Annotated in this window: 21 protein-coding genes and 2 pseudogenes; 7 read left to right on the top strand and 16 right to left on the bottom strand. The window is 65.9% G+C overall.

Annotation, left to right across the window (positions count from 1 at the left end; genetic code table 11):
- Positions 1–32 precede the first annotated feature (32 nt).
- From ppx to N4264_RS19620, 3 genes are all read left to right on the top strand, one after another.
- Complete coding sequence (ppx, locus tag N4264_RS19610; RefSeq protein WP_261693921.1) at positions 33–1,577, top strand: exopolyphosphatase; 1,545 nt, start codon at positions 33–35, stop codon at positions 1,575–1,577.
- Between the two features lie 241 nt (positions 1,578–1,818).
- Positions 1,819–2,490, top strand: a complete 672-nt coding sequence (locus N4264_RS19615; RefSeq protein WP_262973363.1) for a peptidylprolyl isomerase — start codon at positions 1,819–1,821, stop codon at positions 2,488–2,490.
- Between the two features lie 167 nt (positions 2,491–2,657).
- Positions 2,658–3,377: a UDP-2,3-diacylglucosamine diphosphatase gene (locus N4264_RS19620; protein WP_261693922.1), complete on the top strand. Its 720-nt coding sequence runs from the start codon at positions 2,658–2,660 to the stop codon at positions 3,375–3,377.
- Between the two features lie 79 nt (positions 3,378–3,456).
- Here the strand turns inward: N4264_RS19620 and N4264_RS19625 are convergent, their stop codons facing one another.
- The 3 genes from N4264_RS19625 to N4264_RS19635 all read right to left on the bottom strand — a co-directional run bounded on the left by N4264_RS19625 (position 3,457) and on the right by N4264_RS19635 (position 6,470).
- Positions 3,457–4,929 (bottom strand): DUF1573 domain-containing protein, encoded by a 1,473-nt coding sequence (locus N4264_RS19625; protein WP_261693923.1) that lies wholly within the window; start codon positions 4,927–4,929, stop codon positions 3,457–3,459.
- A 253-nt stretch (positions 4,930–5,182) separates the two neighbouring features.
- Entirely contained in the window at positions 5,183–5,683 is a 501-nt protein-coding gene (locus N4264_RS19630; RefSeq protein ID WP_261693924.1) for a hypothetical protein, read from the bottom strand.
- A gap of 25 nt (positions 5,684–5,708) precedes the next feature.
- On the bottom strand, positions 5,709–6,470 hold the full coding sequence (locus N4264_RS19635; RefSeq protein WP_261693925.1) for a hypothetical protein: 762 nt from the start codon (positions 6,468–6,470) through the stop codon (positions 5,709–5,711).
- Positions 6,471–6,982: 512 nt separating this feature from the next.
- On the opposite strand from N4264_RS19635, the gene N4264_RS19640 reads away from it, so the two are divergent.
- The 4 genes and pseudogenes from N4264_RS19640 to N4264_RS19650 all read left to right on the top strand — a co-directional run.
- The gene (locus N4264_RS19640; RefSeq protein WP_261693926.1) at positions 6,983–7,672 is read left to right on the top strand and encodes a glycosyltransferase family 2 protein; all 690 of its coding nucleotides are present in this window, start codon (positions 6,983–6,985) and stop codon (positions 7,670–7,672) included.
- Positions 7,669–8,055, top strand: a complete 387-nt coding sequence (locus tag N4264_RS19645; RefSeq protein WP_261693927.1) for a DUF2304 domain-containing protein — start codon at positions 7,669–7,671, stop codon at positions 8,053–8,055. Before N4264_RS19640 ends, N4264_RS19645 begins: the two co-directional genes overlap by 4 nt.
- An 11-nt stretch (positions 8,056–8,066) precedes the next feature.
- A pseudogene (locus N4264_RS25920) lies at positions 8,067–8,591 on the top strand (glycosyltransferase); the annotation flags it as partial.
- A gap of 67 nt (positions 8,592–8,658) precedes the next feature.
- Positions 8,659–9,207: pseudogene (locus tag N4264_RS19650) on the top strand (glycosyltransferase); the annotation flags it as partial.
- Here N4264_RS19650 and N4264_RS19655 read toward each other — a convergent pair.
- The 13 genes from N4264_RS19655 to N4264_RS25665 form a co-directional block, all read right to left on the bottom strand.
- Positions 9,146–10,570, bottom strand: coding sequence for a hypothetical protein (locus tag N4264_RS19655; RefSeq protein ID WP_261693928.1), 1,425 nt, complete (start codon positions 10,568–10,570; stop codon positions 9,146–9,148). The pseudogene N4264_RS19650 and the gene N4264_RS19655 sit on opposite strands and share 62 nt — an antisense overlap.
- The gene (locus tag N4264_RS19660; RefSeq protein WP_261693929.1) at positions 10,567–11,745 is read right to left on the bottom strand and encodes a hypothetical protein; all 1,179 of its coding nucleotides are present in this window, start codon (positions 11,743–11,745) and stop codon (positions 10,567–10,569) included. The genes N4264_RS19655 and N4264_RS19660 overlap by 4 nt, the downstream gene beginning before the upstream one ends.
- Positions 11,745–12,560 (bottom strand): ferritin-like domain-containing protein, encoded by an 816-nt coding sequence (locus N4264_RS19665; protein WP_261693930.1) that lies wholly within the window; start codon positions 12,558–12,560, stop codon positions 11,745–11,747. The genes N4264_RS19660 and N4264_RS19665 overlap by 1 nt, the downstream gene beginning before the upstream one ends.
- Before the next feature lie 146 nt (positions 12,561–12,706).
- Positions 12,707–14,182, bottom strand: coding sequence for an amidophosphoribosyltransferase (gene purF / locus N4264_RS19670; protein ID WP_261693931.1), 1,476 nt, complete (start codon positions 14,180–14,182; stop codon positions 12,707–12,709).
- A 12-nt stretch (positions 14,183–14,194) separates the two neighbouring features.
- Positions 14,195–14,791 (bottom strand): CvpA family protein, encoded by a 597-nt coding sequence (locus tag N4264_RS19675; RefSeq protein WP_261693932.1) that lies wholly within the window; start codon positions 14,789–14,791, stop codon positions 14,195–14,197.
- Between the two features lie 13 nt (positions 14,792–14,804).
- Entirely contained in the window at positions 14,805–15,728 is a 924-nt protein-coding gene (locus N4264_RS19680; RefSeq protein ID WP_261693933.1) for an SPOR domain-containing protein, read from the bottom strand.
- A 39-nt stretch (positions 15,729–15,767) separates the two neighbouring features.
- A complete protein-coding gene (gene folC / locus N4264_RS19685) occupies positions 15,768–17,078 on the bottom strand; it encodes a bifunctional tetrahydrofolate synthase/dihydrofolate synthase (protein WP_261693934.1) in 1,311 nt (436 codons plus the stop codon).
- Between the two features lie 15 nt (positions 17,079–17,093).
- Positions 17,094–17,960 carry an acetyl-CoA carboxylase, carboxyltransferase subunit beta gene (gene accD / locus N4264_RS19690; protein ID WP_261693935.1) on the bottom strand — a complete coding sequence of 289 codons (867 nt, stop codon included), beginning with the start codon at positions 17,958–17,960 and terminating at the stop codon, positions 17,094–17,096.
- Between the two features lie 118 nt (positions 17,961–18,078).
- Entirely contained in the window at positions 18,079–18,897 is an 819-nt protein-coding gene (trpA, locus tag N4264_RS19695; protein WP_261693936.1) for a tryptophan synthase subunit alpha, read from the bottom strand.
- 75 nt (positions 18,898–18,972) lie between these two features.
- A complete protein-coding gene (gene trpB, locus N4264_RS19700) occupies positions 18,973–20,187 on the bottom strand; it encodes a tryptophan synthase subunit beta (RefSeq protein ID WP_261693937.1) in 1,215 nt (404 codons plus the stop codon).
- Positions 20,168–20,800, bottom strand: coding sequence for a phosphoribosylanthranilate isomerase (locus N4264_RS19705; protein ID WP_261697663.1), 633 nt, complete (start codon positions 20,798–20,800; stop codon positions 20,168–20,170). Before N4264_RS19705 ends, trpB begins: the two co-directional genes overlap by 20 nt.
- 11 nt (positions 20,801–20,811) lie before the next feature.
- Positions 20,812–21,579: a tRNA pseudouridine(38-40) synthase TruA gene (gene truA, locus N4264_RS19710; RefSeq protein WP_261693938.1), complete on the bottom strand. Its 768-nt coding sequence runs from the start codon at positions 21,577–21,579 to the stop codon at positions 20,812–20,814.
- Positions 21,580–21,847: 268 nt separating this feature from the next.
- On the bottom strand, positions 21,848–24,487 hold the full coding sequence (locus tag N4264_RS25665; RefSeq protein ID WP_282563019.1) for a motility hub landmark protein FimV: 2,640 nt from the start codon (positions 24,485–24,487) through the stop codon (positions 21,848–21,850).
- Positions 24,488–24,516 lie beyond the last annotated feature (29 nt).

A 24,516-nucleotide genomic window follows, 5' to 3' on the forward strand; every position in this document is an offset into this window, starting at 1 on the left:
TTCCGCCGCCCTATCCACCCGCGAGGTTTGCCGTGCCCCAAGGCCAGAAACCCATTCAGGACGGCGAATTGCTGGCCGCGGTCGACCTGGGCTCCAACAGCTATCACATGGTGGTCGCGCGCTATCAGCACGGCGAGCTGCGTGTCATCGACCGGTTGCGGGACAGCGTGCGTATGGCCGCAGGCCTCAGCCTGGACGGCAGCCTCGATGCCGAGCGCCGCGATCGGGCGCTGGCCTGCCTGGCCCGCTTCGGACAACGTTTGCGCACCCTGCCGTCCAGCCGGGTACGCGCCGTTGCAACCAATACGGTGCGCCGCCTGAGCGCCCCGCACGCGTTCCTGCTTCCCGCCGAAACGGCGCTGGGCCATCCGATCGAAGTGGTTTCCGGCCGCGAGGAAGCGCGCCTGATCTACCTGGGTGTAGCCCACGGCCTGCCGGAATCGCGCGAACGACGCCTATGCATCGATATCGGCGGCGGCAGTACGGAATTCATCATTGGTGCCGGACTCGATCCGATCGAGCGCGAAAGTCTGCAGATGGGCTGCGTGGCCAGCACCCTGCGTTTCTTCGGCGACGGCAAGCTCACGGCCAAGCGCTGGCGCCAGGCCCAGACCGAGATCGGCGTCGAGCTGCAGCAGTTCGCCGCCGACTACCGCAGCCGCGGCTGGGGAGAAACGATCGGGTCGTCCGGAACGATTCGCGCCATCGGCAACCTGATCCAGGCCAATGGTTGGAGCGATAGCTTCATCACGGCAGAAAGCCTGGCCCGTCTGCGCGACGCCATTTTGGCGGCGGGTTCGATCGAGAAGATCCGGTTACCGGGCTTGTCGGAGGAGCGCCAGGCCGTGCTGGCCGGCGGTGTCGCCATCCTTGAGGCAGCCTTTGCAGCCCTGCGCCTGGATCGCATGCAGGTGTGCGAAACCGCCATGCGCGAAGGCCTGCTCTACGACATGATCGGCCGCGCCGAGCAGCGCGACCCCCGCACCGCCAGCATCGAAAGCCTTGTGCGCCGCTACGACGTGGACCGCAGCCACGCGCTGCGCGTCGAGGCCACTGCGCACGCGCTGTTCGATCAGATCGCCGACGCCTGGGATCTGGACGCCGAAGCCCTCGACTGGCTGCTGTGGGCCGCCCGCATGCACGAGATTGGCCTTGCCATTGCCCACAGCCAGCACCACATGCACGGCGCCTACCTGGTGAAGCATGCCGACCTCGCCGGCTTTACACGGCAGGAGCAGGAGCTGCTCTCCACCGTGCTGCGCTGCCATCGGCGCAAGCCGGACCAGGATCTGCTCAACGCCCTGCCCGACCGGCAGCGGCGCGCCGCGACGCGTGTGACCGCGCTGTTGCGCCTGGCGGTCTTGCTCCAGCGCGCGCGCAGCGCCGACCCCATGCCGCCGCTGTCGCTACGCTGGGACGAGCGCACGCTGGAATTGAAGCTGCCCCGCGCCTGGCTGGAACAGCATCCCCTGACGGTGGCCGACCTGGACCAGGAGCGCGACTACATGAAGGAGCTGGGCTTCAAGCTGCAGTTGCGGGCAAGCGATCGCGCCGACAGCCCGAGTTTTGCGCACTGACGAAGGCCTGAACCAGGCTGCCGGATTGAATTCCGGCCGACGCCAACCGTCGCCCCCACCACCCCGCCAGGCGCTGGCTCATACAAGGCTCGCGGCCTTCCCGACCAACGCTGCGGCATCACTGCGCCGACGAATCCTTAATCCTTGCCGCGCCGCAGCCACGCGACCTGGCACACAGCACACCCGGAAGCGTCCGGCGCCGGTATCATTACCGTTCCAACCCCCTCTCAAGGAGATGTCCGTGCTGAAGCGTCATCTGCTCGCTTTTGCCCTGCTGGCACCGTTTGCCGTTGCCGCGCAAACCGATACCAAGCCCGCAGCCAAGCCGGCCGAGCAAAAACCGGCAGCGGTTGCGACCAAGCCCGCCGAAGGCGCCGCCCCGGCTGCCCCGGCGACGAAGCCTGCGAACCAGACGGTCGTCCTGCATACCTCGATGGGCGACATCACCATCGAGCTGTTCCCGGACAAGGCGCCCAAGTCGGTCGAGAACTTCCTGCAGTACACCAAGGAAGGCTTCTACAACGGCACCATCTTCCACCGCGTGATCAACGGCTTCATGGTCCAGGGCGGCGGCTTCACCAAGGATCTCACCCAGAAGCGCACGCGCCCGCCGATTCATAACGAAGCCAACAATGGCCTGAGCAATCTGCGCGGAACCGTCGCCATGGCGCGCACCGGCGACCCGCACTCGGCCACCGCCCAGTTCTTCATCAACGTCGTCGACAACAAGCGCCTGGATTATGTCAGCGACCAGAGCGGCATGACCTACGGCTACTGCGTATTCGGCAAGGTCGTGGCCGGCATGGACGTGGTCGACAAGATCAAGGCCGTGGAAACCGGTCCGCAGGGACCGCTCCCCGGTGACGTTCCGAAGACGGCCATCACCATCGACAAGGCCGAAGTGGTCAACTGACCCTTGTCTGACTGGCGCGGCTGCGGCCCACGGCCGCGCCGCGCCAGCGACGCAATACGCGGCAGTCGGGCCCCGCTGCCATCGCAGGAAACGTCGGGTGGCCGCCGTGCCCGGCACGAAGCGGAACGCCAGACTGTCACGCTTGGACCCCATCCACAGGCCCCTTGATGCCGACGCATTTCATTTCCGACCTGCACCTGCAGGATTCGCGACCGGATCTGACCGAAATCTTCTTTCGTTACCTGCGGGGACCTGCCCGTGACAGCGAAGGCCTCTACATCCTCGGCGATCTCTTCGAAACCTGGGTTGGCGACGACGACGATGCGCCGCTGGCGCAGGATGCGCGCGGTCATCTGCGCGAGCTGACGGCGACCGGTGTCCCGTGCTGGTTCATGCACGGAAATCGCGATTTCCTCGTTGGCAAAACCTTCTCGGAGGCCACCGGCGTCCAGGTGCTGGACGACCCTACGGTCGTCAACCTCTACAACCAACCGACCTTGCTGCTCCACGGCGATTCGCTGTGTACCGACGACCAGCCCTACCAGGCAATACGCTCCCAGTTACGTAGCGCCGTCTGGCAGGCGCAGTTTCTGGCGCAGCCGCTGCCGGCGCGTCGTGCCTTCGCCGAAGCCGCCCGGGCAAAGAGCCGCGAGCACACGGCCATGGCGGGCGAAGCCATCATGGACGTTACCGAATCTGCCGTTTGCGACGTCGCTCAGGCGCATGGCATCCGCCGCATCATTCACGGTCATACCCATCGGCCGGCGCAGCACTGGCATGACGCGACCAACGGGCGTGTCGAGCGATGGGTGATCGCGGACTGGCGCGATACGGGGGAAGTGTTGCTGGTATCCGCCGACGGCATAAGCCGCCAGGTACTGCGCTAGCCGGTCGGGAACGCCGGAGCTTTACGGTGAGAATCTGCCTGCCCGGCCGTGCGCCAGGCAGGCACGCGCGCGAGAAGCGTTACTTCGCCACGACCTTGGCCGGTTCGCCAAGCTTTTCCTTCTTGCCCGTGTGGTGAATGGCACCGATGTAGTACCAGTACGTCTGCCCACTCACCGCGGAGTTGTCGCGCCACGCGTAGGACGATCCGCTCCCGTCCACCGACACCTTACGAATGATGTCGGCGTTCACACGGCTGAAAGGTCCGCTTTCCTGTGATGCACGGTAGATTCCGTAGCCGTAGATGCTGGACTCGTTGGCCACTTCCCAGCGCAGCAGAGGTCCCGTTCCAGCCTGGTCCGGCGGCACATTGGCGGTAGCAACTGCCTTCTTGACCTGATCGGTGAATTTCCCACCCGCGGTGGCTGCGGACTGCCCGCCGGCAGGAAGTGCGCCGGAAGTTGCTGAAGCCTTGGAGGCTTTGGCCATCTCCTCTTCCATGCTGACCACCTTGGTTTCCTTGCGTATCGCAAGCCCCCAGGCATCGATGGGAAGGGTCCGCTTCTTCCCGGGAAGCTCCACCAGCACGCGTCCCCGGATGCTACCGAGCGGCTGGTCGTCGGAAATGTGCAGTTTCACGTTCTGGCAGCTCGGCTTGGCCGGTACACAGGGCACCGCGGCAGCTGAACCGACGAGGCCGTCCAGCGTCAGCTTGCCGATCTTCAGTTCAGCGCCGGTGCGGTCATCCAGCCGAATCAGGAATTCATTGCGGTTGCCGCGGCGCACGAGCTCCAGCGTATACGGATTGGCCGCCGGGACCACATCACCGCGGACGTCCGCCTTGAGCCGAAATGCCAGCGACTTCTGGTGCGGCGAATCAATGGCCAGCTTGACCCAGTCTTCGTGCAGTCCCCACTCGGTATCCGACTTGATCTGCACGCTCACGCGCTTGCCGTTCTCGTGAATGGATACGGACGCGTAGTTCGGCGCCTCGACGACCTTGAGCAGCCGGAAGTCCGGCACGTCGCTGCTGCTGAATTCGAGCGCGCGGGATTCGCGATTTTCCACGGCCAGGTCGACGACGCCCGCATCGAGCACAGGCTTGACCTGGTCGATGATGGAAACCACAAACCCTTTCGCCTGCGCGACGCGGATGTCACCGCCAGCGGACGTACGGAAATTCACGTAGTGCTGGATATTGCCCACATCAACGGACGTATCCAGATCGAGCTTGACCTGCGAGGTAGCGCCTGGAGCCAGCTCCATCGACTCCTCTGTCGCCCGATCCCCCTTGAAAACCGGTTGAATGTCGGAAATGCGGACCGGTTTGTCCGTCGTGTTGGCGAACTCCAGATAGCAGGAGGCGGGCTGCCCCTGGTACACCTCACCGAACTCACAGGGGGTCACCTGGATGCCGTCCGACGGCGTGCCCGCGGCGGCTGCCGGCAACAGGGCGGAAAGAATGAAAGCGTGCATGACACTCCAGCTGCTAGTTCCGGAAGACGGGCTCTTCCGACCGTGAAAATTCGGAGATGTTCCTACCCAGTGGAACATCGGAAACAGAGATCGGCGCAAGCCGAGTCTTCAGAGCCGGCGCAGCGCAGGCCGGGCCTGCGGATCTGCAGCCCGTGCACAGGGTCGGCCTCATCGATCGCGAAATAAGACCCCACACGGAGCGCCGCAACCTTCCGCGTGAACATCCTGCCGATGAACGCAGATCGTGCTGGTACGCGTGCAGATTTTGCAGAGCGCAAAAAGAACCCACCGCAAGCGGTGGGTTCCGGAACTACCGAAGATGGTCGACGAATTACTCGACCGAGAACTTCTGCAGCGCAACCGGCAGACGGCCGCCGGCATCCAGCGAGAAGGTGCCGCAGCTGCCCGTGCCCGGGCTGGACGTCACGACGAGGTAGTACAGACCGTTGCCGGTCGGAACAGCCATCGTTTCGTTCGCGCCGGCGCCATTGTTGGCAGCGACGTCCGTACAGGTCGCACCACCACCGCACGAGCCGCTCATCAGCAGCATGGCCGGATCCCACGCCGGCGTGCTGGTGCTCAGCGTGAACGTCGTGGCCGTACGCGTACCGTCAATGTTGAACGAGAACACGACGTCGTTTTCCGGCGAATTGAACGAGCCGCACAGCGTGCCGAGCTGGTTCGCGCCAGCGCAGCCATCGACGCCGTTGATCACGTGGTTGGTACCACCGACGAGCGGAATGATGCTCGGGGAGGCGCAGGACTGGGCGTGGGCGGCGCCCATACCCAGTGTCAGGAGACCGGCGGCGAGCAGAAACGCATTCTTCTTCATATAGTTACTCCGACTCTACGAAAAATTACGGACCGATGAAGGTCGAACGGCGCGAATCGAACTCGTCAAAAGCGATGTCGCGACCGGCCTGGGTGGTGCGGAACGGCGGGGTCGAGTCAGCCAAGCCCAGCAGAGCGGTGTCGATGCCAACCCAGCCGCTGTTGTTCACGTTGATCGTGCCCGTCGGCGTACCGGCGGTGGCGTTGTTCACCCACACGTTGACCTTGCCGGTACCGGCGCCACCGATGACGACTTCCGTTTCGATGGTGTTTTCGCCGGCCGCGAGCGGCGCGGTGAACGGCAGGCTGACATAGCCGTTGGCCGGGTCATTGGTGGCCGCGACGACCGAAACGGTGCCGTTGGCGCCGCCCGGAATCAGCGAGATGCGGAGAACCTGCAGGGAACCACCGGCGGCCGGGAAGGCCGTGTTGGAGTTCGCCGTGAAGAGCTGGGTCTTCTGCAGACCGCTCAGGCCGGTGATGGCGCTGGCGTTGATCTTGAAGCGCGAACGGTAACGTCCTTCAGCGGTCGGGGAGTCGTCACGCGCGATCGCGCTGGCCAGGGCGCCGGCGCCGGCGTTGTAGCGGAAGTTGACCTTGCAGCCCGTGCCGCCGAGGCCCGGCGCATTGATCGAGAAGGCGCCACCACCGATGACCTGCGAGCCGCTCCAGGCGCCCGTCGGCTGAACGAAGGAAGCAGCGCACTGCGCGAAAGCCGAACCGGCGTACATGCTCGCCAGACCCAACACAGCCGCGGACAGCGCTTTGATCTTAACGTTGGCAATCATTGAAAAATCTCCAGGTTGGATCGGGCGAGGGCCTTGCCCCCTTCCCACATGGTTTCATGCGACCCGACAGTTTTGCAGTTTAGATACCTCAACCAAACGCCGTCAATGGTTTAGCGGCAATTCTTGAAGTAGATCTCAAAACTCGTCGGTTCGCTTCCGTGCTCCGTGGGGGAACACTCGGAAGCTAGTAACGCAGCCTGAGGTCGGGAGCGGACACGCCGGCCGGAATTATTTTTGCCGACTCCGTCACGCTCGCCACTTCCTTCGCCGGGCACCCATCCCGTGCCGGGCGATTTCGATCTGCGCACGTACTAACGCATAAGCGTATCACCAATTCTGTAAAAGCATCGTGACGGTCACGACCGACAGGCCGACCGATCGCAACACAATGGTCCGGCTTGTGATTTTGCGCGTTGACGACGCTTCGCGCCGGTTGTGACAATCGGATTTTTCCAGCCTTGCGACTCCTTGTGCCAATTCCGACGGTCCGCAACAAACGCTGTCTCGCGGTAATGCCCGCGCGAAACGAACAGGCCACCGTGGCGGCCGTGGTGTGCGGCGTCCGGAATGCGCTGGGTTGCGACGTCGTGGTGGTCAACGATGCGAGTACCGACGCGACCGCCGCGCAAGCCGCCGAGGCAGGCGCCCTCGTGCTGACGCTCCCCTTCCAGCTTGGCGCCTGGGGGGCGGCCCAGGCCGGCATGCGCTTCGCGCTGCGCAATGGCTATCACAGTGTCATCACCCTGGATGCCGATGGGCAACATCACCCGGAGCAGCTCCCCATCCTTTTTGAAGCGCATGCATCAGGCAATGCGGACGTCACCATCGGCACCTGCCCGGGCCGCCTGAGCGGCGCCAAGCGCATCGCCTGGGCCTATTTCCGGCTGATCACCGGCCTGCACGTCACGGATTTCACTTCCGGCCTGCGCATCTACGGCCGGCGCGCCATCCGCGTGCTGGCTTCGCGCGAGGCCAGCCTGATCGACTACCAGGACATCGGCGTCCTGATCCTGCTGCGAAGGAAAGCGCTGGTGATCCAGGAAACCCCCACGGTCATGTCGCCGCGCCGGGACGGCGGCTCGCGGATCTTTTCCTCGTGGCTGACGGTGGCCCGCTACATGATTGCGACCACAGTGCTCAGCATCGCCCGGGTCGGTGCCCGCGGACCGATCCGTCAACGCGCCACGGAGGCGACGTCGTGAGCGCCCAGATCACCGCCGCCATCATCGGCCTGCTGCTGGCCGGCAGCATTCTTTATCTGGTCCGCCGCGACCACCTGCACGGCCCCTACGCGCTCTGGTGGCTGGTTGTTGCCGCGGCCACCCTGGTAATCAGCTTCGTGCCGAGGACCATCGACTGGCTGGCGCACCTGACCGGCATCGCCTACCCGCCCGTGCTCCCGATCATCATCGGGCTCTCTCTCATTCTGCTGCGCATGCTCCAGCTCGACATCGAGCGGTCACGACAGGAGCGCCAGCTTCGACGCCTCAACCAGAAGCTGGCCATCCTCGAGGAAGAACTGATCACCCTGCACCGCCGCCTGGAGGATCGCCAGCGCCCGGGCGGATCCGCCGCCGCGGAGTGACGCGCCGACTGATGCGCGTTCTGCATATCGGCAAGTTCTACCCGCCTGTCCCCGGCGGTATCGAATCGTTCACCGCCGAACTGGCCCGCGCCCAGCGGGACGCAGGCATGACGGTACAGGCCCTCGTCCACGCGCCACCGGGCACGTTCCGCACGCGCGCACGTGTGCACGAGGGAATCCCGGTAGAGGAGACAGCCTGCTGGGGACAACTCTTCTACGCACCGGTGAGTCCGACGTTTCCGGTCGTCATGGCCCGGGTGGTGCGGGAATTCCAGCCGGACCTGCTGCATATTCATGTACCGAACACGTCCGGATTTTTCGTGCCCCTGGTGCCGGGCGTGCGCCGGCTTCCCCGGGTGATCCACTGGCACGCGGATATCCCCCTGGACGGCGGAAGCCGCGCCCTGCGCCTGGCCTACCCGCTCTACCAGCCCTGGGAACGCCAGCTGCTGGCTGGCGCCGATGCGGTGATTGCCACTTCCTCCGCCTACGCCGACGCGAGTGCAGCGCTGACTCCCTGGCGCAAGAAGGTAACCATCATTCCACTGTGCCTGGCCGAGCGGGCGGTAACGCCGCCCGCCGCCCCCTCCGCGCTGGCCGGCAGGAAAATTCCGGCTGCTGAGCGTGGGACGCCTTTCACATTACAAAGGACACGAGGTACTGCTCGACGCGTTGCGCGAAGTGCCCGACGCTGCGCTGGTCCTGGTGGGCACGGGAGAACGCGAGAACAACCTGCGCACGCGCGTGGCGGAGCTGGGCCTGCAGGACCGGGTGACGCTGACCGGCTATCTCGACGACGACGCGCTCGCGCGGGCTTATGCCGACGCCGACCTCTTCTGCCTGCCGTCCCTGGACCGTGCCGAGGCCTTCGGCATGGTGCTGCTGGAAGCCATGCGCGCCGGCCTTCCGACCGTGGCCAGCGCGATACCGGGTTCGGGCGTCGGGTTTGTCGTCGAACAGGAATCCACGGGACTGCTGGTTCCTCCGAGCGACCCACCAGCGCTCGCTGCCGCGATACGCCGGGTCGCCGCTGATCCCGCGCTGGCCCGGCAATGGGGCAGCAACGCCCGGGAGCGCTGGCGTACGCAATTTACGCCGCAGGCGGTGGCGCAGCAGACGCAGGCCGTGTATCGCCGGGTGCTGGCGCGGTGAAAACGTCGCGCAGCAACAGGACGCCCAGCGACACCGCCACTGGCACCAACTGCAGGAACAGCCGGTTCACCGCCGTATTGCTCTGCGCCCACTTGCCGGCCGGCGTGAGCAGGAAAAGCCCAAGGACGGCCACAACCGCCCCCGCGAGATAGAGCGCTGTCCATGCGACGGCCGGCCGCTCAGACAGGGCGCGCCATCGCACGACAACGACACCCAGCAGCGCCGCCCACAGCAGGTGCCAGTTTTCCTGCAAGAACAAGCCCGACAGCACGGCACGCAATGCCGCCAGGCGTTCGACATCCGGATGACTACCAGCCTCGCCGCTGAGGATGCTGCGCAAGGTTGCCAGCCAGGGGACTTCGACCAGCAAAGACACGGCGACCGCCGCCGCCACCATCAGGACGACACTGGCCATCCCGAACCAGCGCATTCGCGGAGGGACCGCCGCCAGCGCCATCGTGGCCGCAAAGCCCAGCGCCCATACGGCACCTTCAAATTTCAGCATCGGCAGCAACACCAGTAGCCCGATAGCCAGAATCAACTGGCCGCGGTCCCGGTGTTCCATCCATCGCTGCCAGGCCAGCACCGAGCACCCCAGCAAGGCCGCCAGCGGAAGGTCGGCGTAGCCGGCCAGCGCAGCGTGTGTATCCAGCAGGGGCAATGACCCCAGCACATACGTCGCAACACCAATTGCCACCGGCGGGACACCCAGCGCGCGCCACTGCCCCGCAAAGGCCAGCAGCAGGCCAAGCCACCATACTGGCCACAAGGTTCCGACCGCGGCCTCATTCCAGGCGCCCGCGAGCCCGGCCAGACTGAACTCGATGCGGCTGAGCAGTTCGGGGTAGCGCCAGGATTGCGAGCTGCGCAGCGAGCCCTCGGCGTCGTTCCACCAGGCCTCGGGGCCGACATATGCCGCACTCTGGCCCGTGACAAACCAGGTCTTGGCCTTGGGCGCCCACGCCTGCCATGCGTCCCAGGGAAACTGCGGGCGCAGCCAGGCTTCATCGATGATGAGGATGAAGCGCAGCGCCAGCAGCCCCACCAGACACCAGGCCCACCACGGCATTCGCCAGTCTGTCTGCGGAATGGCCGGTGCTCCCTGGCGCCATCGCCAGGCAGCGACGCCCCCGGCAGCAAGCAGGGCAATGCCCAGGCCCCAACCCAACAAACCGGGCAGTTGCGCACCCGTCGCGTCCGGCACCAGGGCAATTGCGATGCCGCAGGCGAGAACACCCAGCAGGGGGGCATGCCCCGCCACCGACAGCCAGTCGCCGTGTCGAGGACGCCCCGTGATGCCGATGTACACCGCGGCGCCCAACGCGATCAGCGCCACCCAGCCCAGCAGCAAACCGGTCGTCATGACGATTCACCCAGGAAATAGAGGCGCAGCGGCGCCTGGTCCAGAATCGTCTGTGCGGGAAGTTCCCGGCCGTCCTTGAAGCGGAGCATGCCGGTCTTCGCGTCGAATGCGGGGTCGTCCAATGAATAGAGCAACAGGTACAGGTTGCGGCGCTGCGCGGCCTGGCCGTAGCCATGCAGGTTCACCGGCACCGCATTGGCGGGCATAAGGTGATAGATCAGGCGGATTCGCGAATAGTCGGCATTGGTGTCGACCAGGAGCCGCGCCTGGGGCAGCCGGTCACCAAAGTAGTCACGCACAGCGTCGGCAGCCGCGACCAGGGCCGTGTCAGGCGGAAGTCGCTGCCGATCTTTCCAGGCCTGGCCCGCATAGATCTGGCGTGTGCCGCGATGGCGATCCGCGAGGCTCCACAGCCAGCGAAGATCCAGCAGCACCCACGCCAGCGCCACCGCCAGCAACACACTGGCCTGCCAGCGGGCGCGCGACCAGCCACTTCCTACGCCGAGCACCAGCACCGAACCCAGTGCACCCAGCGCCATCATCGCCGCGAAAGAACCAGCCCGGGGTGGTCCACCATCAGGCCCCAGTGCGCTGATTGACATCAGCGCCCAGGCCCGTGGGGCAAACCATTCGGTCAATGCCGCCGAGAGCCCGCCACTGACGGAGGGCGTGGAGACGCGAAGCGCGCGAATTCGGAAGGGACGGAATGCATTGCCGGGCGGGGATGACTGGGCGGGGTACGCCGCCAGGCCAACTTCGGTAATCAAGCCGCGCCATTGCGGCGCCACCGAAAGGCGAACGGTGCCCCTGCCCCAGCGCGGGCTCGCCAACGGCAGCGTCCGCACATCGCCGGGCGAATCGGCCCGGCGGAACAGGAAAACCAGTTCCATCGCCGGCGGGAAGTCGTCGATGCGATAGGAAAGCTCCGTCATCTCCTGCGCTTCGATGGCGTCGACGCGGCGCACGACGACAACACTGCCGTCATCCGCCGGCTCCGTGATCGACAGGGCGCCGTCGTCATCCCGGGTCCGCCCGGCGACCGGATCGAAACCGGATCCGGCAAATACCTCTGACTCGCGCGGGACTGGGCGCTGCAGTGGTGATACCCCCGCGAAGCTCAACACCAGCACCAGCCAAAGGACGACGAGGAGGACAACCCGGAGAGCGCGGCGCATCAGGCGACCAGCGTGTCGAGGCGGGCCATTTCCTCGACGCTGAACCCCGCCGCTAGGCGCGCCGTCCGGTTGAAGGGGCCGCGTACGACGCCGCGGCAATGCGTTCGCAACAGGGTATCGAAGGTTTCAGCGGGATCAATGCCCGCGCGTTGGCAACACCATTCAAACCAGCGCGAACCAGCGGCCACGTGGGCCACTTCTTCGGCCAGGATTATGTCGAGGATGGCGACCGTCCGTGTATCGCCGGTGGATTGCAGACGGGCCATCATTCCCGGCGTGACATCCAACCCACGCGCTTCGAGCACGCGCGGCACGAGCGCCATGCGATTGAGACAGGAGTCCGCTGTCTTCTTGGCCATTTCCCAAAGTCCATTGTGGGCAGGAAAGTCACCGTAGCGGTGGCCCAGTTCCGCCAGCCGCTCCTCCAGCATCGCAAAATGCCGCGCCTCGTCGGCCGCGACGCTCACCCAGTCGGCGTAGAAACCGGCAGGCATGTCGCGGAAGCGATAGACGGCATCCCAGGCCAGGTTTACCGCATTGAACTCAATATGGGCAACCGCGTGCACCAGGGCAGCGCGTCCCTCATCCGTGCCCAGGCCCCGCTGCGCCAGGTTGCGCGGGGCTACCAGGATCGGTTGCTCCGGCCGGCCGGGTTCGTCGATGGGCGTTACGGGGTCATTGCCGGTCGGCTGCAACCGGCCTTCCGCAAACGCCGTCGCCGCTTCACGGGTCAGGCGCATTTTTTCGGCGGGCTCGCGCGCGGCGAGGCAGCCTGCCGCTGCGCGAAAGAGATCAGTTTCGAACGAATCGGGCATGCGGCAGGCGGTCTGGGCAATAGTGCAGTCCGATTATGCCCGCAGCGCACGCAGCGCGCGTTAGCGACGTGTCGACAGAATGCTTTGCCGCAGCGGAGGGAAGCGCCCTCCCCGCGCCGGAACGCGGAGAGGGTCACGCGCTCACATCAGGAAGCGCGACGCAGGTTCTTGGCTTCGTCCGAGCGGGCGAACTCCAGCTCGCGCAGGTAGTCCGCCTGCACGCCGGTGACATACTCGCCGGAGAAGCACGACGTATCGAACTTCTGCAGGGCTTCGTTACCTTCGCTGACAGAGGCGATCAGGTCGTCCAGGTCCTGGTAGACGAGCCAGTCGGCGCCGAGCAGCGCCGAGATTTCCTCCTCGCTGCGATTGTGCGCGATCAGTTCCGCCGCGGCGGGCATGTCGATGCCGTAGACGTTCGGGTAGCGGACAGGCGGCGCAGCGGAGGCGAAATACACTTTGCGCGCACCGGCTTCGCGGGCCATCTGGATGATCTGCTTGGAGGTCGTGCCGCGCACGATGGAGTCATCCACCAGCAGCACCGTCTTGTTGCGGAACTCCAGATCGATCGCGTTCAACTTGCGGCGCACCGATTTCACGCGCTCGCTCTGCCCCGGCATGATGAAGGTCCGGCCGATATAGCGGTTCTTGACGAAGCCTTCGCGCATGGGAATACCGAGCTCGCTGGCGAGCGAGCTGGCCGCCGTGCGGGCCGTGTCGGGAATCGGAATGATCGCGTCGATACCATGGTCAGGCTTCAGGCGCTGGATCTTTGCGGCGAGGCGTTCGCCCATGCGCAGCCGCGCCTTGTACACCGAGACGTCTTCGATCATCGAATCCGGTCGCGCCAGGTAGACGTATTCGAAGATGCACGGTGTGTGGGTATAGCCTTCGGCACAACGACGGCTGTGCAGGGAACCGTCGAACCCGAGCAGGACAGCCTCGCCCGGCTCCACATCGCGCAGGCGACGGAAGCCTAGGATATCGAGCGCTACGGATTCCGATGCAACGGCGTACTCCTTGCCGTCCGCAGTTTCACGCTCACCGAGCACCAGCGGGCGGATACCGTGCGGATCGCGAAACGCGAGGATGCCGTATCCCAGCACCAGGGCAACCACGGCGTAGCCGCCGCGTGAACGCTCGTGCACGCCGGCGACGGCCTTGAACAGATGATCCGGCGAAAGCGCCATGCGTTCCTGGATCTGCAGCTCGTGTGCCAGCACGTTGAGCAGCACTTCGGAATCCGAATCCGTGTTGATATGGCGGCGGTCGCCCTCGAAGAGCTCGTTGCTGATCGCCTCGGCGTTGACCAGGTTGCCGTTGTGGGCGAGCGCGATACCGTAGGGCGAGTTCACGTAGAAGGGCTGCGACTCACCCACGTCGTCCGAACCCGCCGTCGGATAACGACAGTGTCCGATGCCGGCGCGACCGCGAAGCTTGAGCATGTCATCGCGCTGGAACACATCACGCACCAGCCCGCGAGCCTTGTGCAGGCGCAGCCGCGCGCCGTCGACCGTTGCGATGCCGGCGGCATCCTGGCCGCGATGCTGCAGGACGGTCAGTCCGTCATACAGCGCCGAGGCAACCTCGGACTTTCCGACAATTCCAATAATTCCGCACATGGCACATTACCGCTAAGTGGAAGATTTAGTTGTTGCAGGTGGCGCCGGCGGCGCCACCGGCGGCGGGTCGGATGCCGGTGGCGCAGCCGGTTTCGGCAAGCCTGCCGGCAGGTTCAGCATGCCCTTGAAATCGACGTACTTGCTGACAGCCTCCGGCAGCCGTGCTGACAGCCATTCGGCACCGCCCTGGAAACTGGGCATCAGCCGGGACTCGCGCCACCACGCATCGCGCGGGAACGGCGTGAACCCCAGCATCAGGACCGCCAGCGTCACCACCAGCACGCCCCGGGCCAATCCAAACATCATGCCGAGCAGGCGGTCTGTTCCGCTCAATCCGCTGCCGGATACAAGCTTGCGAACGATGAAGGAGAGGATGGCGCCGACGACCAGCACGCCGAAGAAGCACAGACCATACGCCAGCAGGAGGCGCGCGGACGGGACGTCGATAGCCGTGAACTGCCGCGACAGCGGCTCGCCGAACATCCAGGCCACCCAGAAGGAGGCTGCCCAGCACACCAGCGCCATCACTTCGGAGACCAGCCCACGCCAAAGACCGACGACGACCGAAAGGCCGAGGACGCCGAGGATGGTGTAGTCCGCCCAGTTCATGGCTCGTCGGCGCCTAGGGAACCGTCACGATCATGCCGGCGATGGTCAGTTTTTGTTTGACGGCGTCGCGCAATTTCTCCGTATTGCCGCGGTCAGCCTCGGGCCCCACCCGCACGCGCCAGAGTTTCTCGGCGCCCTGCCCGGTGGTATCGACATAGCTGGAAAAGCCGGCGCCCTTGACCCGCGCCAGCAGCTTGTTGGCCTCTTCCGGGGACTTGAAAGCCCCCAGCTGCACCGCCCAGCCACCGGCACGATTGGCGGGCAATGCGGCAGCCGGGGCGTCCGCCTTCGGCGTGGCTGCGATCTCGACGACACTGCCTTTGAACTTGGCGTCGGCCTGCTGCAGTTTCAGACGTGCCGACTCTGCGGTGGCACGGTCTTCAAAGGGGCCCAGCCGCACGCGTGTCGCCGGCTTGCCGTCGACATCCGCGGTTTCCGTGTAGGCGCTGATACCCTGCTTGCGCGCAGCTCCCACCAGGGCGTCGGCGTTCGCATTGCTGGTGAACACGCCCAGGTGTACCGCAAACCGGCCGTGGGCCGTGGCGGTCGGCAGAACGCGTTCCACCGGCGGCTTGACCGGTGCCACCGGCGGTGGCGTACGAGGGTCTGTCTTGGCCTGCGTCGGCGGAGGCTGGTCGTACGGCACCTCGACGCGTGGGTTCTTGTCGGCTTCGACGGTGGTGACCTTGTCGGTATTCGACGACGGGGCGACGGGTGGGACCGCGGCCGGCGCCGGTGTGGGAATCGTGGCCTTGCCGCCGTCGGCCGGCACCACGCGCGTCTGGAACTCGCGCTCGGGCGCCGGAGGAATAGCCAGATTCTCGGTGACTGTATCCTGCTTGGGCGGCGAGCCGGACAAGAACATCGGGACAAAAATGATCGCGAGCACGATCAATACAGCGGCGCCGATCAGGCGCTGTTTGAGCTGGGAATCCATCGGCGAGGGGCCTCCAGGGACTTCGGGATTATACGCGGCCTAACCTTGCACCTTCACCCGTGAATCCGACCCGGCTGCCGGCGAATGACGCGCCGCCCAGCGCAACGCATCGGCCGCGACAAAGAATGAACCGAAGGCCACGACCCGTGCACCATCGCGCAACACCGGCGCCACAGCATCCAGGGCTGCCTCCACGGTGGCGTGCACCGCGATTCCGGCGTACGGCAGCCGGGCAGCGACCGCGTTGGCCAAGGTCAACGCCGTACGGCCACGATCGCTGACCGAATCCAGGCCGGACAGGTGCCAATGGACAAACCGATCAGCCAGTGGCCGGACGATACCCGCGATGTCCTTGTCCGCCAGCGCACTGAAAACTGCCATCGTCGGCCGGGACGGCTCCTGCGCCAGCCATTCGGCCAGGACGCCGGCGGCCTGGGGGTTGTGGGCGACGTCGATCACCAGCTCGCCGTCACCTACCCGCACGCGTTGCAACCGCCCCGCCACCTGTGCGGCCGCCACGCCCTTGATGATGGCATCGGGCAGGACTGGCATCCGCGACTGCAGCGCATCAACCAGGGCCACCGCTCCGGCAATGTTCTGCGGCTGGCACGGCGCGGCCAGCGCGGGCGGCGGAATCCGGTAGCGGGACGATCCACCGGTCCAATGCCAGCCATCGGCGGCCGGGGTCATCTGGAAGTCAACGCCGGCACGGTGGACCCGTGCTCCTGCCTCGGCCAGCGCCCGGAGCAGGCCGTCTGGTGGATGCGCCTCACTGACGACCGCAATCCGGTCCCGGCGCGCCACACCGGCTTTCTCGCGACCGATCGTGTCGCGGTCATTGCCCAGCCAATCCTGGTGATCCAGCGCAATCGTCGTGACCGCGACCGCATCTGCATCCACGATGTTGACGGCATCCAGACGTCCGCCGAGGCCCACCTCAAGTACGGCGACATCCAGCCCCGCCTGCGCGAAGAGCCACAGTGCGGCCAGCGTGCCGAATTCGAAATAGGTCAGCGGAATCGTTTCGCGCGCCTGCTCGATCTGGTCGAAGGCGGCAATGAGTGATGCGTCGGCGGCGTCCGCGCCATCGACGCGGACGCGCTCGTTGTAGCGCAACAGGTGCGGTGAGGTGTATGCACCTACCCGGTAGCCGGCGGCTGTCCAGATCGCTTCAAGCAGGGCGACGGTCGAACCTTTGCCGTTGGTTCCGGCCACCGTGACGACGGTTGCGGCCGGACGCGGCGCGCCCATGCGGCGCCAGACCTCGCTGGCACGGGCCAGGCCGAGATCGACGCCGAGCGCATGCACCTTCTGCTGGTAATCCAGCCATTCCTGCAGCGAATACGGCACGGCGTCCCCGGTGGATCAGGCGGCAACCCGCGGCTGGCGCATCAGCAGCGCGAGGATGTCGGCCAGTTTGTCGCGGATCTCGCGGCGGTCGACGATGGCGTCGACGGCACCGTGCTCGAGCAGGAATTCCGACCGCTGGAAGCCTTCGGGCAGAGTTTCGCGGACTGTCTGCTCAATCACGCGCGGGCCGGCAAAGCCGATCAGCGCCTTGGGTTCGGCAATGTTGAGGTCACCGAGCATGCCCAGGCTGGCGGAGACGCCGCCGGTCGTCGGGTGCGTCAGCACCGACACATACGGGATGCCCGCCGAACGGAGCCGGGCCAGGGCGGCCGACGTCTTGGCCATCTGCATCAGGGACAGCAGGCCTTCCTGCATCCGGGCGCCACCGGTGGCGGACCAGCACACCAGCGGTACGCGGTCGGCCAGTGCGCGCTCGGCGGCGCGGGTGAACTTCTCGCCAACCACCGACCCCATCGAGCCGCCCATATAGGTGAACTCGAAAGCCACGCCCACCAGCGGGCGGCCCTTGAGCTGGCCGCGCATGGCGATCAGGGCATCTTTCTCGCCGGTCTGCTTCTGTGCGGCGACGATGCGGTCCTTGTAGCGCTTGGAATCCTTGAACTTCAGCGTATCGACGGGCTCGAGGTCGGCAAACAGCTCCTCGGTGGTGCCATCGTCGAAGAAGGCGTTGAGCCGCTTGCGCGCCAGGATCGCGTGGTGATGACCGCACTGCGGGCACACTTCCAGATTGCGTTCCAGCTCGGGACGGTAGAGGACAGCCGCACAACCATCGCACTTTTCCCACAACCCTTCGGGCACCTTGCCTTTGCTCGTGCCCTGGGTACGGATGCGCGACGGCATCAATTTCGAAAGCCAGCTCATAGCATCGATTCTCCGTGTCGGCGCGGTCCACGCGACCATCGCCCGTTGCGACCCGAAGGGATCGCGCCAGCAGGCAGCGACCCCAATCCGACACCCATTCTACCTGGGTCCGGTCCGCTCAGGCGGCGTCGGCGCCCTCGACCGCATCGAGGGCGGTCCGGATCGGCGCCAGGAACTCGGTCGCGCGCCGGCAGGCCTCGACCGCCGATTCGCTGCCGGCAATCGTTTCCACCAGGGCGCTGCCGATCACCACGGCGTCTGCAAACTGCGCGATCGCCGCCGCCGAGGCCGCATCCTTCACGCCAAAGCCGACAGCGACCGGGGTACGGGCACGGGTGCGGATCGCGGCCACCTTCTCGCGCACCGCCTCGGTGCTCAGTCGTGCCGCCCCGGTAATGCCCGCAAAGGAGACGTAGTACAGGAAGCCCTGCGCCGTGTTGCAGATTGACTCCAGGCGCGCCGCATCGGTCGTGGGCGCCGCCAGGAAAATCTGGTTCAGCCCGGCATCGCGCAGAGGGGCGGCGGTGTCGAGCTCTTCCACCGGGCAATCCACCAGCAGCACGCCATCGACTCCGGCCTGGCGGGCGTCGCGGGCAAAACGCTCGAAGCCGTATATCTCGATCGGATTGAGGTATCCCATCAGGACAATCGGCGTGGCCGCGTCAGAGCGACGGAATTCAGCCACCCATTCGAGGATGCGGCGCAGGCCCACACCCTTCGCAAGAGCGCGCTCATTAGCGTGCTGGATCACCGGGCCATCGGCCATCGGGTCGGAGAACGGCACGCCCAGTTCGATGAGGTCGGCGCCCGCGGCGACCAGCGCATGCATCAGCGCCACGGTCGCATCAGGCAGTGGGTCGCCGCCGGTCACGAACGGAATGAGTCCGCGACGGCGCGCGGCGGCCAGTTCGGCAAAACGTTGATCAATTCGGTTCATCGGCGCGCGTACATCCGCTGAAGAGACAAGTGTGTCAGCGCCGGCCCCGGGCTTCCACCGGCGCCGACCTGGGGGTCAAAGCGTGAGGCCTTCGCGGCGGGCAATAGTATGAACGTCCTTGTCACCACGCCCGGACAGGTTCACCAGCACCAACTGGTCACGCGGCAGTTCGCGCGCCAGCTTGATGCCCTGGGCAATGGCGTGGCTCGATTCGAGCGCAGCCAGGATGCCCTCGGTGCGGGCCAGCTCGTGGAACGCAGCCAGTGCCTCGTCGTCGGTGATACCCAGGTACTTCGCCCGGCCCGTATCCTTGAGATAGGCATGCTCCGGACCGACGCCGGGATAATCCAGCCCGGCCGACACGGAGTGCGTCTCGATGATCTGGCCGTCGTCGTCGCTGATGACATAGGTGCGATTGCCATGCAGCACTCCAGGCCGCCCCGCGGCCAGCGATGCGGCGTGCCGGCCGGTTTCGATGCCCTCGCCCGCCGCTTCCGCGCCGTACATCGCAACGTCAGCATCGTTGAGGAAGGCGTGGAACAACCCGATCGCGTTCGAGCCGCCACCGACGCACGCCACCAGGGCATGGGGCAACCGGCCGTATTGCTCCAGCATCTGGGCGCGCGCCTCGCGGCCAACCACGGCGTTGAAGTCGCGCACCATCATCGGATACGGATGCGGGCCAGCCACCGTTCCGATCATGTAGAAGGTGTCGTCGACATTGGTGACCCAGTCGCGCAGCGCCTCGTTCAGGGCGTCCTTCAACGTCTTCGAACCCGATTGCACCGGCACCACTTCCGCGCCCAGGAGCTTCATGCGGAAAACGTTGATCGCCTGGCGCTCCACATCGACCGCGCCCATGTACACGACGCACTGGATGCCCAGCCGCGCACACACCGTGGCGCTGGCCACGCCGTGCTGGCCGGCGCCGGTCTCGGCGATGATGCGACGCTTGCCCATGCGCTTGGCGACGAGGGCCTGGCCGATCGTGTTGTTGATCTTGTGTGCGCCGGTGTGGTTGAGGTCTTCGCGCTTGAGCAGGATCTGGGCACCACCGACCTTCTGCGACAGCCGTTCCGCGTGATAGATCGGGCTCGGCCGGCCGACGTAGTGTTTGAGGTCGTGGTCAAACTCGGCGATGAATTGCGGATCCTGGCGCAACCGCAGGTAGGCCTCGGTCAGCTCCGCCAGCGGCGCCATCAGGGTTTCGGCGACGAACAATCCGCCGTATCTGCCGAATCGGCCGTGAGCATCGGGCAGTTGGTGGAAATCAATGGGCGGGTTGGTCATTCGATGCTCCGGCCTGGTACAGCGCTTGCGCAAATTGTTTCATTCGAGAGACGTCCTTGATGCCCGGCGACGCTTCAATGCCGCTGGAGACATCGACGGCATAGGGTCGCGCGACACGCACGGCCTGCTCGACATTTCCCGCGTGCAGGCCACCGGCAAGGATCAGCGGCCTGGCCACATCGCGCGGCATGCGTTTCCAATCGAAAGCTTCACCGGTTCCGCCCTGCCCGCCGACGGCATGGCTATCGAGCAGGAAACCGGCTGCCTGCGGGTGTTCGCGCACGTAGGCCGCGACATCCACGACGCTGGCCATGGGCACCGCCTTGAGATAGCGCCGGCCGAATTGCGTGCAAAAGTCAGCCGTCTCGCCGCCATGGAATTGCAACAGATCCGGCGCCAGGCGCGAAATGACTTCTTCAATCCATGCGGGTTCGTCGTCCATCACCAGGGCAACGACATCGACGAACGGCGCAACACCCGCACGCAGCGAGGCTGCCAGATCCAGTTCGACAAATCGCTTGCTCCGGCGCGTGAGGACGAAGCCAATCGCGTCCACGCCCAGCGTCATCGCGGCATCGACATCCTCTCGCCGCGTGAGACCGCAGAACTTCATCCGGACGCGGTTCACAGGCATACCTCCGCCGGCAACCCGAACTCGTCCGGATAAAGCGGACGCAGGAAGGTCAGGCCACAGGCTGGCGCCGTCGGGCCCGCCAGGGCGCGATCACGCCCCCTGAGGACCTCCCCGACCCATTCCGGCGGCCTCTCGCCCAAACCTACCGGCAGCAGACTGCCGATGATGTTGCGCACCATGTGATGCAGAAACGCGTTGGCCTGGATCTCGAAATGAATACGGTCATCGTCGCGCTCAATCTGCAGGGCGTGAATCGTGCGCACCGGATTGGGCGCCTGGCAGGCAACCGTGCGGAAGGCGTTGAAATCGTGCTCGCCAATCAGGTGCTGCGCGCCCGCCTGCATTCGCTCCACATCCAGCGGCAGCCGCTCCCAGGCGACGAAGCGTGCGTCGAGCGCGGGGCGGATCGGACGATTGAGCAGCGTGTAGCGATAACGTCGGGCGCGGGCGGAAAAACGCGCGTGGAATGCATCGGGCACGTGCCGCAGCCATCGGACGGCGACTTCGGTCGGCAGTCGGGAGTTCGTACCCAGGATCCAGCCGCGATCCTGGCGCTGCACGTCGGTGTCGAAATGAACCACCTGGCAGCGCCCGTGGACGCCTGCGTCGGTGCGGCCAGCGCACGTTACTTCGATCGGCGTATTCGCCACGAAAGACAGGGCCTCTTCCAACACGCCCTGGACAGTTCGCCCCGTTCCCAGCCGTTGCCAGCCAAGGAAATCCGTTCCGTCGTACTCAACACCAAGGGCGATACGCAAGGGAGCTCCGAAAAGTGGACACCGGGACGGGCGTTTCCGGCCAGGCCGTTCGCGCCAGCCGGTCATTGTAGCCCCAGTCCGACACACGGGACGAAACGGGGTTGGACCGGCCGTGAGCCCGACGCAAGCGCCAGGGGAAAGGCAAGCAGCCGGCAAGCCGGCTACATCTTCGGAAAAGCAAAGGGCCGGCAAGCCGGCTACATCTCCGGAAAAGCAAAGGGCCGGCAAGCCGGCCCTTTTGTTGGGGTACCACTCTCCCGGACGGGAATCAGCGGATTTCGGCGAGCAGTTTGCGCGCTTCGCTCTTCTGTGACTCCGAGCCCTCGGCCATGACCTCCTCCAGCATCGACTTGGCGCCGTCCGGATCGCCCATGTCGAGATAGGCCTTGGCGAGGTCCAGCTTGGTGCCGATCGCGTCGTCCGCGGCGATCAGATCGTCGTCGATGCGCGACGGCGGTGCCGTCTCGACCGGCGCGGCGCGGGTGGGTTCCGAGATCCGCGTGTCGAAATCCATCGGCGGCAGGTCGAGGGCAAAATCGTCCTCCCGCGATACGACCGGCGAAGCAACCGGCGCGGCCGACATCGGCGCCACGGGCGACGGCGGTGCGATAGTGCGGTCAGTCAGGTCAAAGTCGAAGTTGTCGTCTTCGATCGGACGCGGCGCCGGCGGAGGCGCACCCTTGCCGAAGTCGCTGACGTCGTCGAAACCGTCAAAGCGCATCGGCTCGGGCTCGTGCATCGCGCCGAAGGCCGGCGGTGGCGCACTCGGCGCCATCGCCTGCTGGTCCGGTGCGAACAACGGGTTATGCGGCGCAAGCTCGCGGCCCATGCTCTTGACCTGCTGCCACTCCGGCATATCCGTGTCGTAGATATGCGCGTACATGGCCTGCGCAGCCGCTTCGAACTTATCCGCATCGCCCTGCGCGTAGTACAGGCTGGTGAGCTCCAGATGCGCGCCAGTGTCGTCCGGGTACTGCGCCAGACGGTCGAGCAATGCATGCTCTTCGTCGTGCTGCGCGGCCAACGCCTCGTTCATGCCGCCGGTGGTGACCGGAACCGGCTTCGGACGACGCAGGATCTTCATCGCGGCAAAGCCAACGACACCCAGCAGCAGCGCACCACCAATTCCGAGCAGCCAGGTCTGGCGGTACCAGGGCTCAGCCACGGGCAGCGGCTGCACCTTGGCCGGTGTGGACGGCTTGGCAGGCGTGGTCGTGCTGGTGGCCGGCTTGGGCGGCGTGGTCGCCGCAGTCGTCGACGGCGTGGTCGTCGCCGGGGTTGTCGCAGACGGCGTCGTGGTTGCCGGCGTTGTTGCGGACGGCGTGGTCGCCGACGGAGTCGTCGTGGCGGTGGAAGGCGTCGTCGTCGACGGGGTCGTCGCGGAAGGCAGCGTCGAAGTCGTCGACGGCGCCGTGGTGGAAGGCGTGGTCGTCGACGGCGTCGTGGCAGTCGTCGTCGACGGGGTCTTCGACGGTTCGCCCGAGGCGCTGCCCCAGATATCTTCCTTGGTGAATTCAGGCTGCTTGGGCGCGGTCACGGTCGTCGTCGTCGACGCCGTTGAAGGCGTCGTCGTGGACGGCGTGGTCGTCGACGGTGCAGTTGTCGTTGTGGCGGTCGACGGTGTCGTAGTGGACGGTGTCGTCGCCGCTGGCGTCGTGGTGGTGGTCGCAGACGGCGTTGCGCTGGACTTGGACTGCAGCTCCTTCAGCTTCTTCTGCAGGTCCGCCAGTTCGCTGTCCTTGATAGCCAGCAGCTTGTCGTTCTTGGTCTTGAGGTCTTCCAGCTCACGGACCCGCGACTTGAGCTCGGAAGCTTCCTGCTCACGGCTGGCCAGTGCTTCCTTCGTGCGCGCCAGTTCGGCGCGCGTGGTGGAGTCGCCGGTTCCGCCGGCACCCGGCTTGTCGGCAGCGACCGCGGTGTCCTTGGCCGCCTTGGGCGGAACCAGTTCCAGGCGATCCGAAGCCGGCTTGGATGGTTTGCTGGCCGTCGACGTCGAAGCCGCACTGGTCGCCGCTGCCGGCGTGGACCCGCTGTCGGCGACGAGGGTGGGCGAACTGGCCGCACCACCGCGCGCCGCTTCGTTCTGGCTGCGGACTTCGGCCGCGGCGGCCGCGGCATTACCGACGGCCTTCATTTCTTCCGCGCTCGGCACGCGCAGGATGGCGCCGCGCTTGAGCGAGTTGATGTTGTCTTTGTAGAAGGCGTTGGGGTTGTTGCGCAGCAGCGACAGCATGACCTGGTTGAGGGTCACGCTCTCGTCCGGCCGCGTCGCCGCCGCCACTTCCCACAGCGTTTCACCCGCGGCCACCGGGCCATATTCACCCGGAGCAGCCGTCGTCGCAGCTGGCTTGGATGGCGCGGACGGGGGCGGCGCCGCCACCGTGGCGGGTGCTTCAACGGACTTCGGCGGCTTGGACGGCTTTGCCGACTTGGACGGCAACGCCTGCGTGGCGGCCGAAGAAGCGGAGTCCTTGAGCGGGGCGGTGGTCGCCTTGGAGCCCTTGACGGCGGGAGCCATCGTGGGCGGATCCAGCAGCACGGTGTACTCGCGCAGCAGCTTGCCCTTGGCCCAGTTCACTTCGATCAGGAAGTCGAGGAAAGGATCGCGGACCGCCTCGGAGGTCGTCACGCGGATCACGGCGTTGCCCTTGGCGCCCGTCGCGACGGTGAATTCCAGCGGTACGACGATGCGGGAGCGGGAAAGTCCGACGCGTTCGAAATCGGCGGCGGCAGCCAGCGCGACACTGAGACTGGCGGTTTCATCCGGACCACCAGTAACCGGAATCTCGGCAACCAGGGGCTCGTTCAAACCCGACTTGACCTGGATCATTCCCAGGCCCAGCGCAAGCGCGTTGGTACTTCCCAGCGCAAGCGCGACGGCCAGCGTTAATTTCTTTGATCCATTCATGAGGTCAGCCCCCCGGTGGCAGCGGCCTG

Origin of the sequence: Tahibacter amnicola (assembly GCF_025398735.1) — a bacterium.
Classification (GTDB): Bacteria; Pseudomonadota; Gammaproteobacteria; order Xanthomonadales; family Rhodanobacteraceae; genus Tahibacter; species Tahibacter amnicola.

What these genes read in the sequence shown, in the direction of transcription:
- purF (WP_261693931.1), bottom strand. Translation starts at nt 14,182, where the DNA reads ATGTGCGGAATTATTGGAATTGTCGGAAAGTCCGAGGTTGCCTCGGCG.
- N4264_RS19665 (WP_261693930.1), bottom strand. Translation starts at nt 12,560, where the DNA reads ATGCCCGATTCGTTCGAAACTGATCTCTTTCGCGCAGCGGCAGGCTGC.
- trpB (WP_261693937.1), bottom strand. Translation starts at nt 20,187, where the DNA reads ATGACCAACCCGCCCATTGATTTCCACCAACTGCCCGATGCTCACGGC.
- N4264_RS19620 (WP_261693922.1), top strand. Translation starts at nt 2,658, where the DNA reads ATGCCGACGCATTTCATTTCCGACCTGCACCTGCAGGATTCGCGACCG.
- N4264_RS19655 (WP_261693928.1), bottom strand. Translation starts at nt 10,570, where the DNA reads ATGACGACCGGTTTGCTGCTGGGCTGGGTGGCGCTGATCGCGTTGGGC.
- N4264_RS19635 (WP_261693925.1), bottom strand. Translation starts at nt 6,470, where the DNA reads ATGATTGCCAACGTTAAGATCAAAGCGCTGTCCGCGGCTGTGTTGGGT.
- N4264_RS19705 (WP_261697663.1), bottom strand. Translation starts at nt 20,800, where the DNA reads ATGAAGTTCTGCGGTCTCACGCGGCGAGAGGATGTCGATGCCGCGATG.
- accD (WP_261693935.1), bottom strand. Translation starts at nt 17,960, where the DNA reads ATGAGCTGGCTTTCGAAATTGATGCCGTCGCGCATCCGTACCCAGGGC.
- N4264_RS19625 (WP_261693923.1), bottom strand. Translation starts at nt 4,929, where the DNA reads ATGTTCCACTGGGTAGGAACATCTCCGAATTTTCACGGTCGGAAGAGC.
- trpA (WP_261693936.1), bottom strand. Translation starts at nt 18,897, where the DNA reads ATGAACCGAATTGATCAACGTTTTGCCGAACTGGCCGCCGCGCGCCGT.
- N4264_RS19675 (WP_261693932.1), bottom strand. Translation starts at nt 14,791, where the DNA reads ATGAACTGGGCGGACTACACCATCCTCGGCGTCCTCGGCCTTTCGGTC.
- N4264_RS25665 (WP_282563019.1), bottom strand. Translation starts at nt 24,487, where the DNA reads ATGAATGGATCAAAGAAATTAACGCTGGCCGTCGCGCTTGCGCTGGGA.
- N4264_RS19630 (WP_261693924.1), bottom strand. Translation starts at nt 5,683, where the DNA reads ATGAAGAAGAATGCGTTTCTGCTCGCCGCCGGTCTCCTGACACTGGGT.
- N4264_RS19640 (WP_261693926.1), top strand. Translation starts at nt 6,983, where the DNA reads ATGCCCGCGCGAAACGAACAGGCCACCGTGGCGGCCGTGGTGTGCGGC.
- N4264_RS19660 (WP_261693929.1), bottom strand. Translation starts at nt 11,745, where the DNA reads ATGCGCCGCGCTCTCCGGGTTGTCCTCCTCGTCGTCCTTTGGCTGGTG.
- N4264_RS19680 (WP_261693933.1), bottom strand. Translation starts at nt 15,728, where the DNA reads ATGGATTCCCAGCTCAAACAGCGCCTGATCGGCGCCGCTGTATTGATC.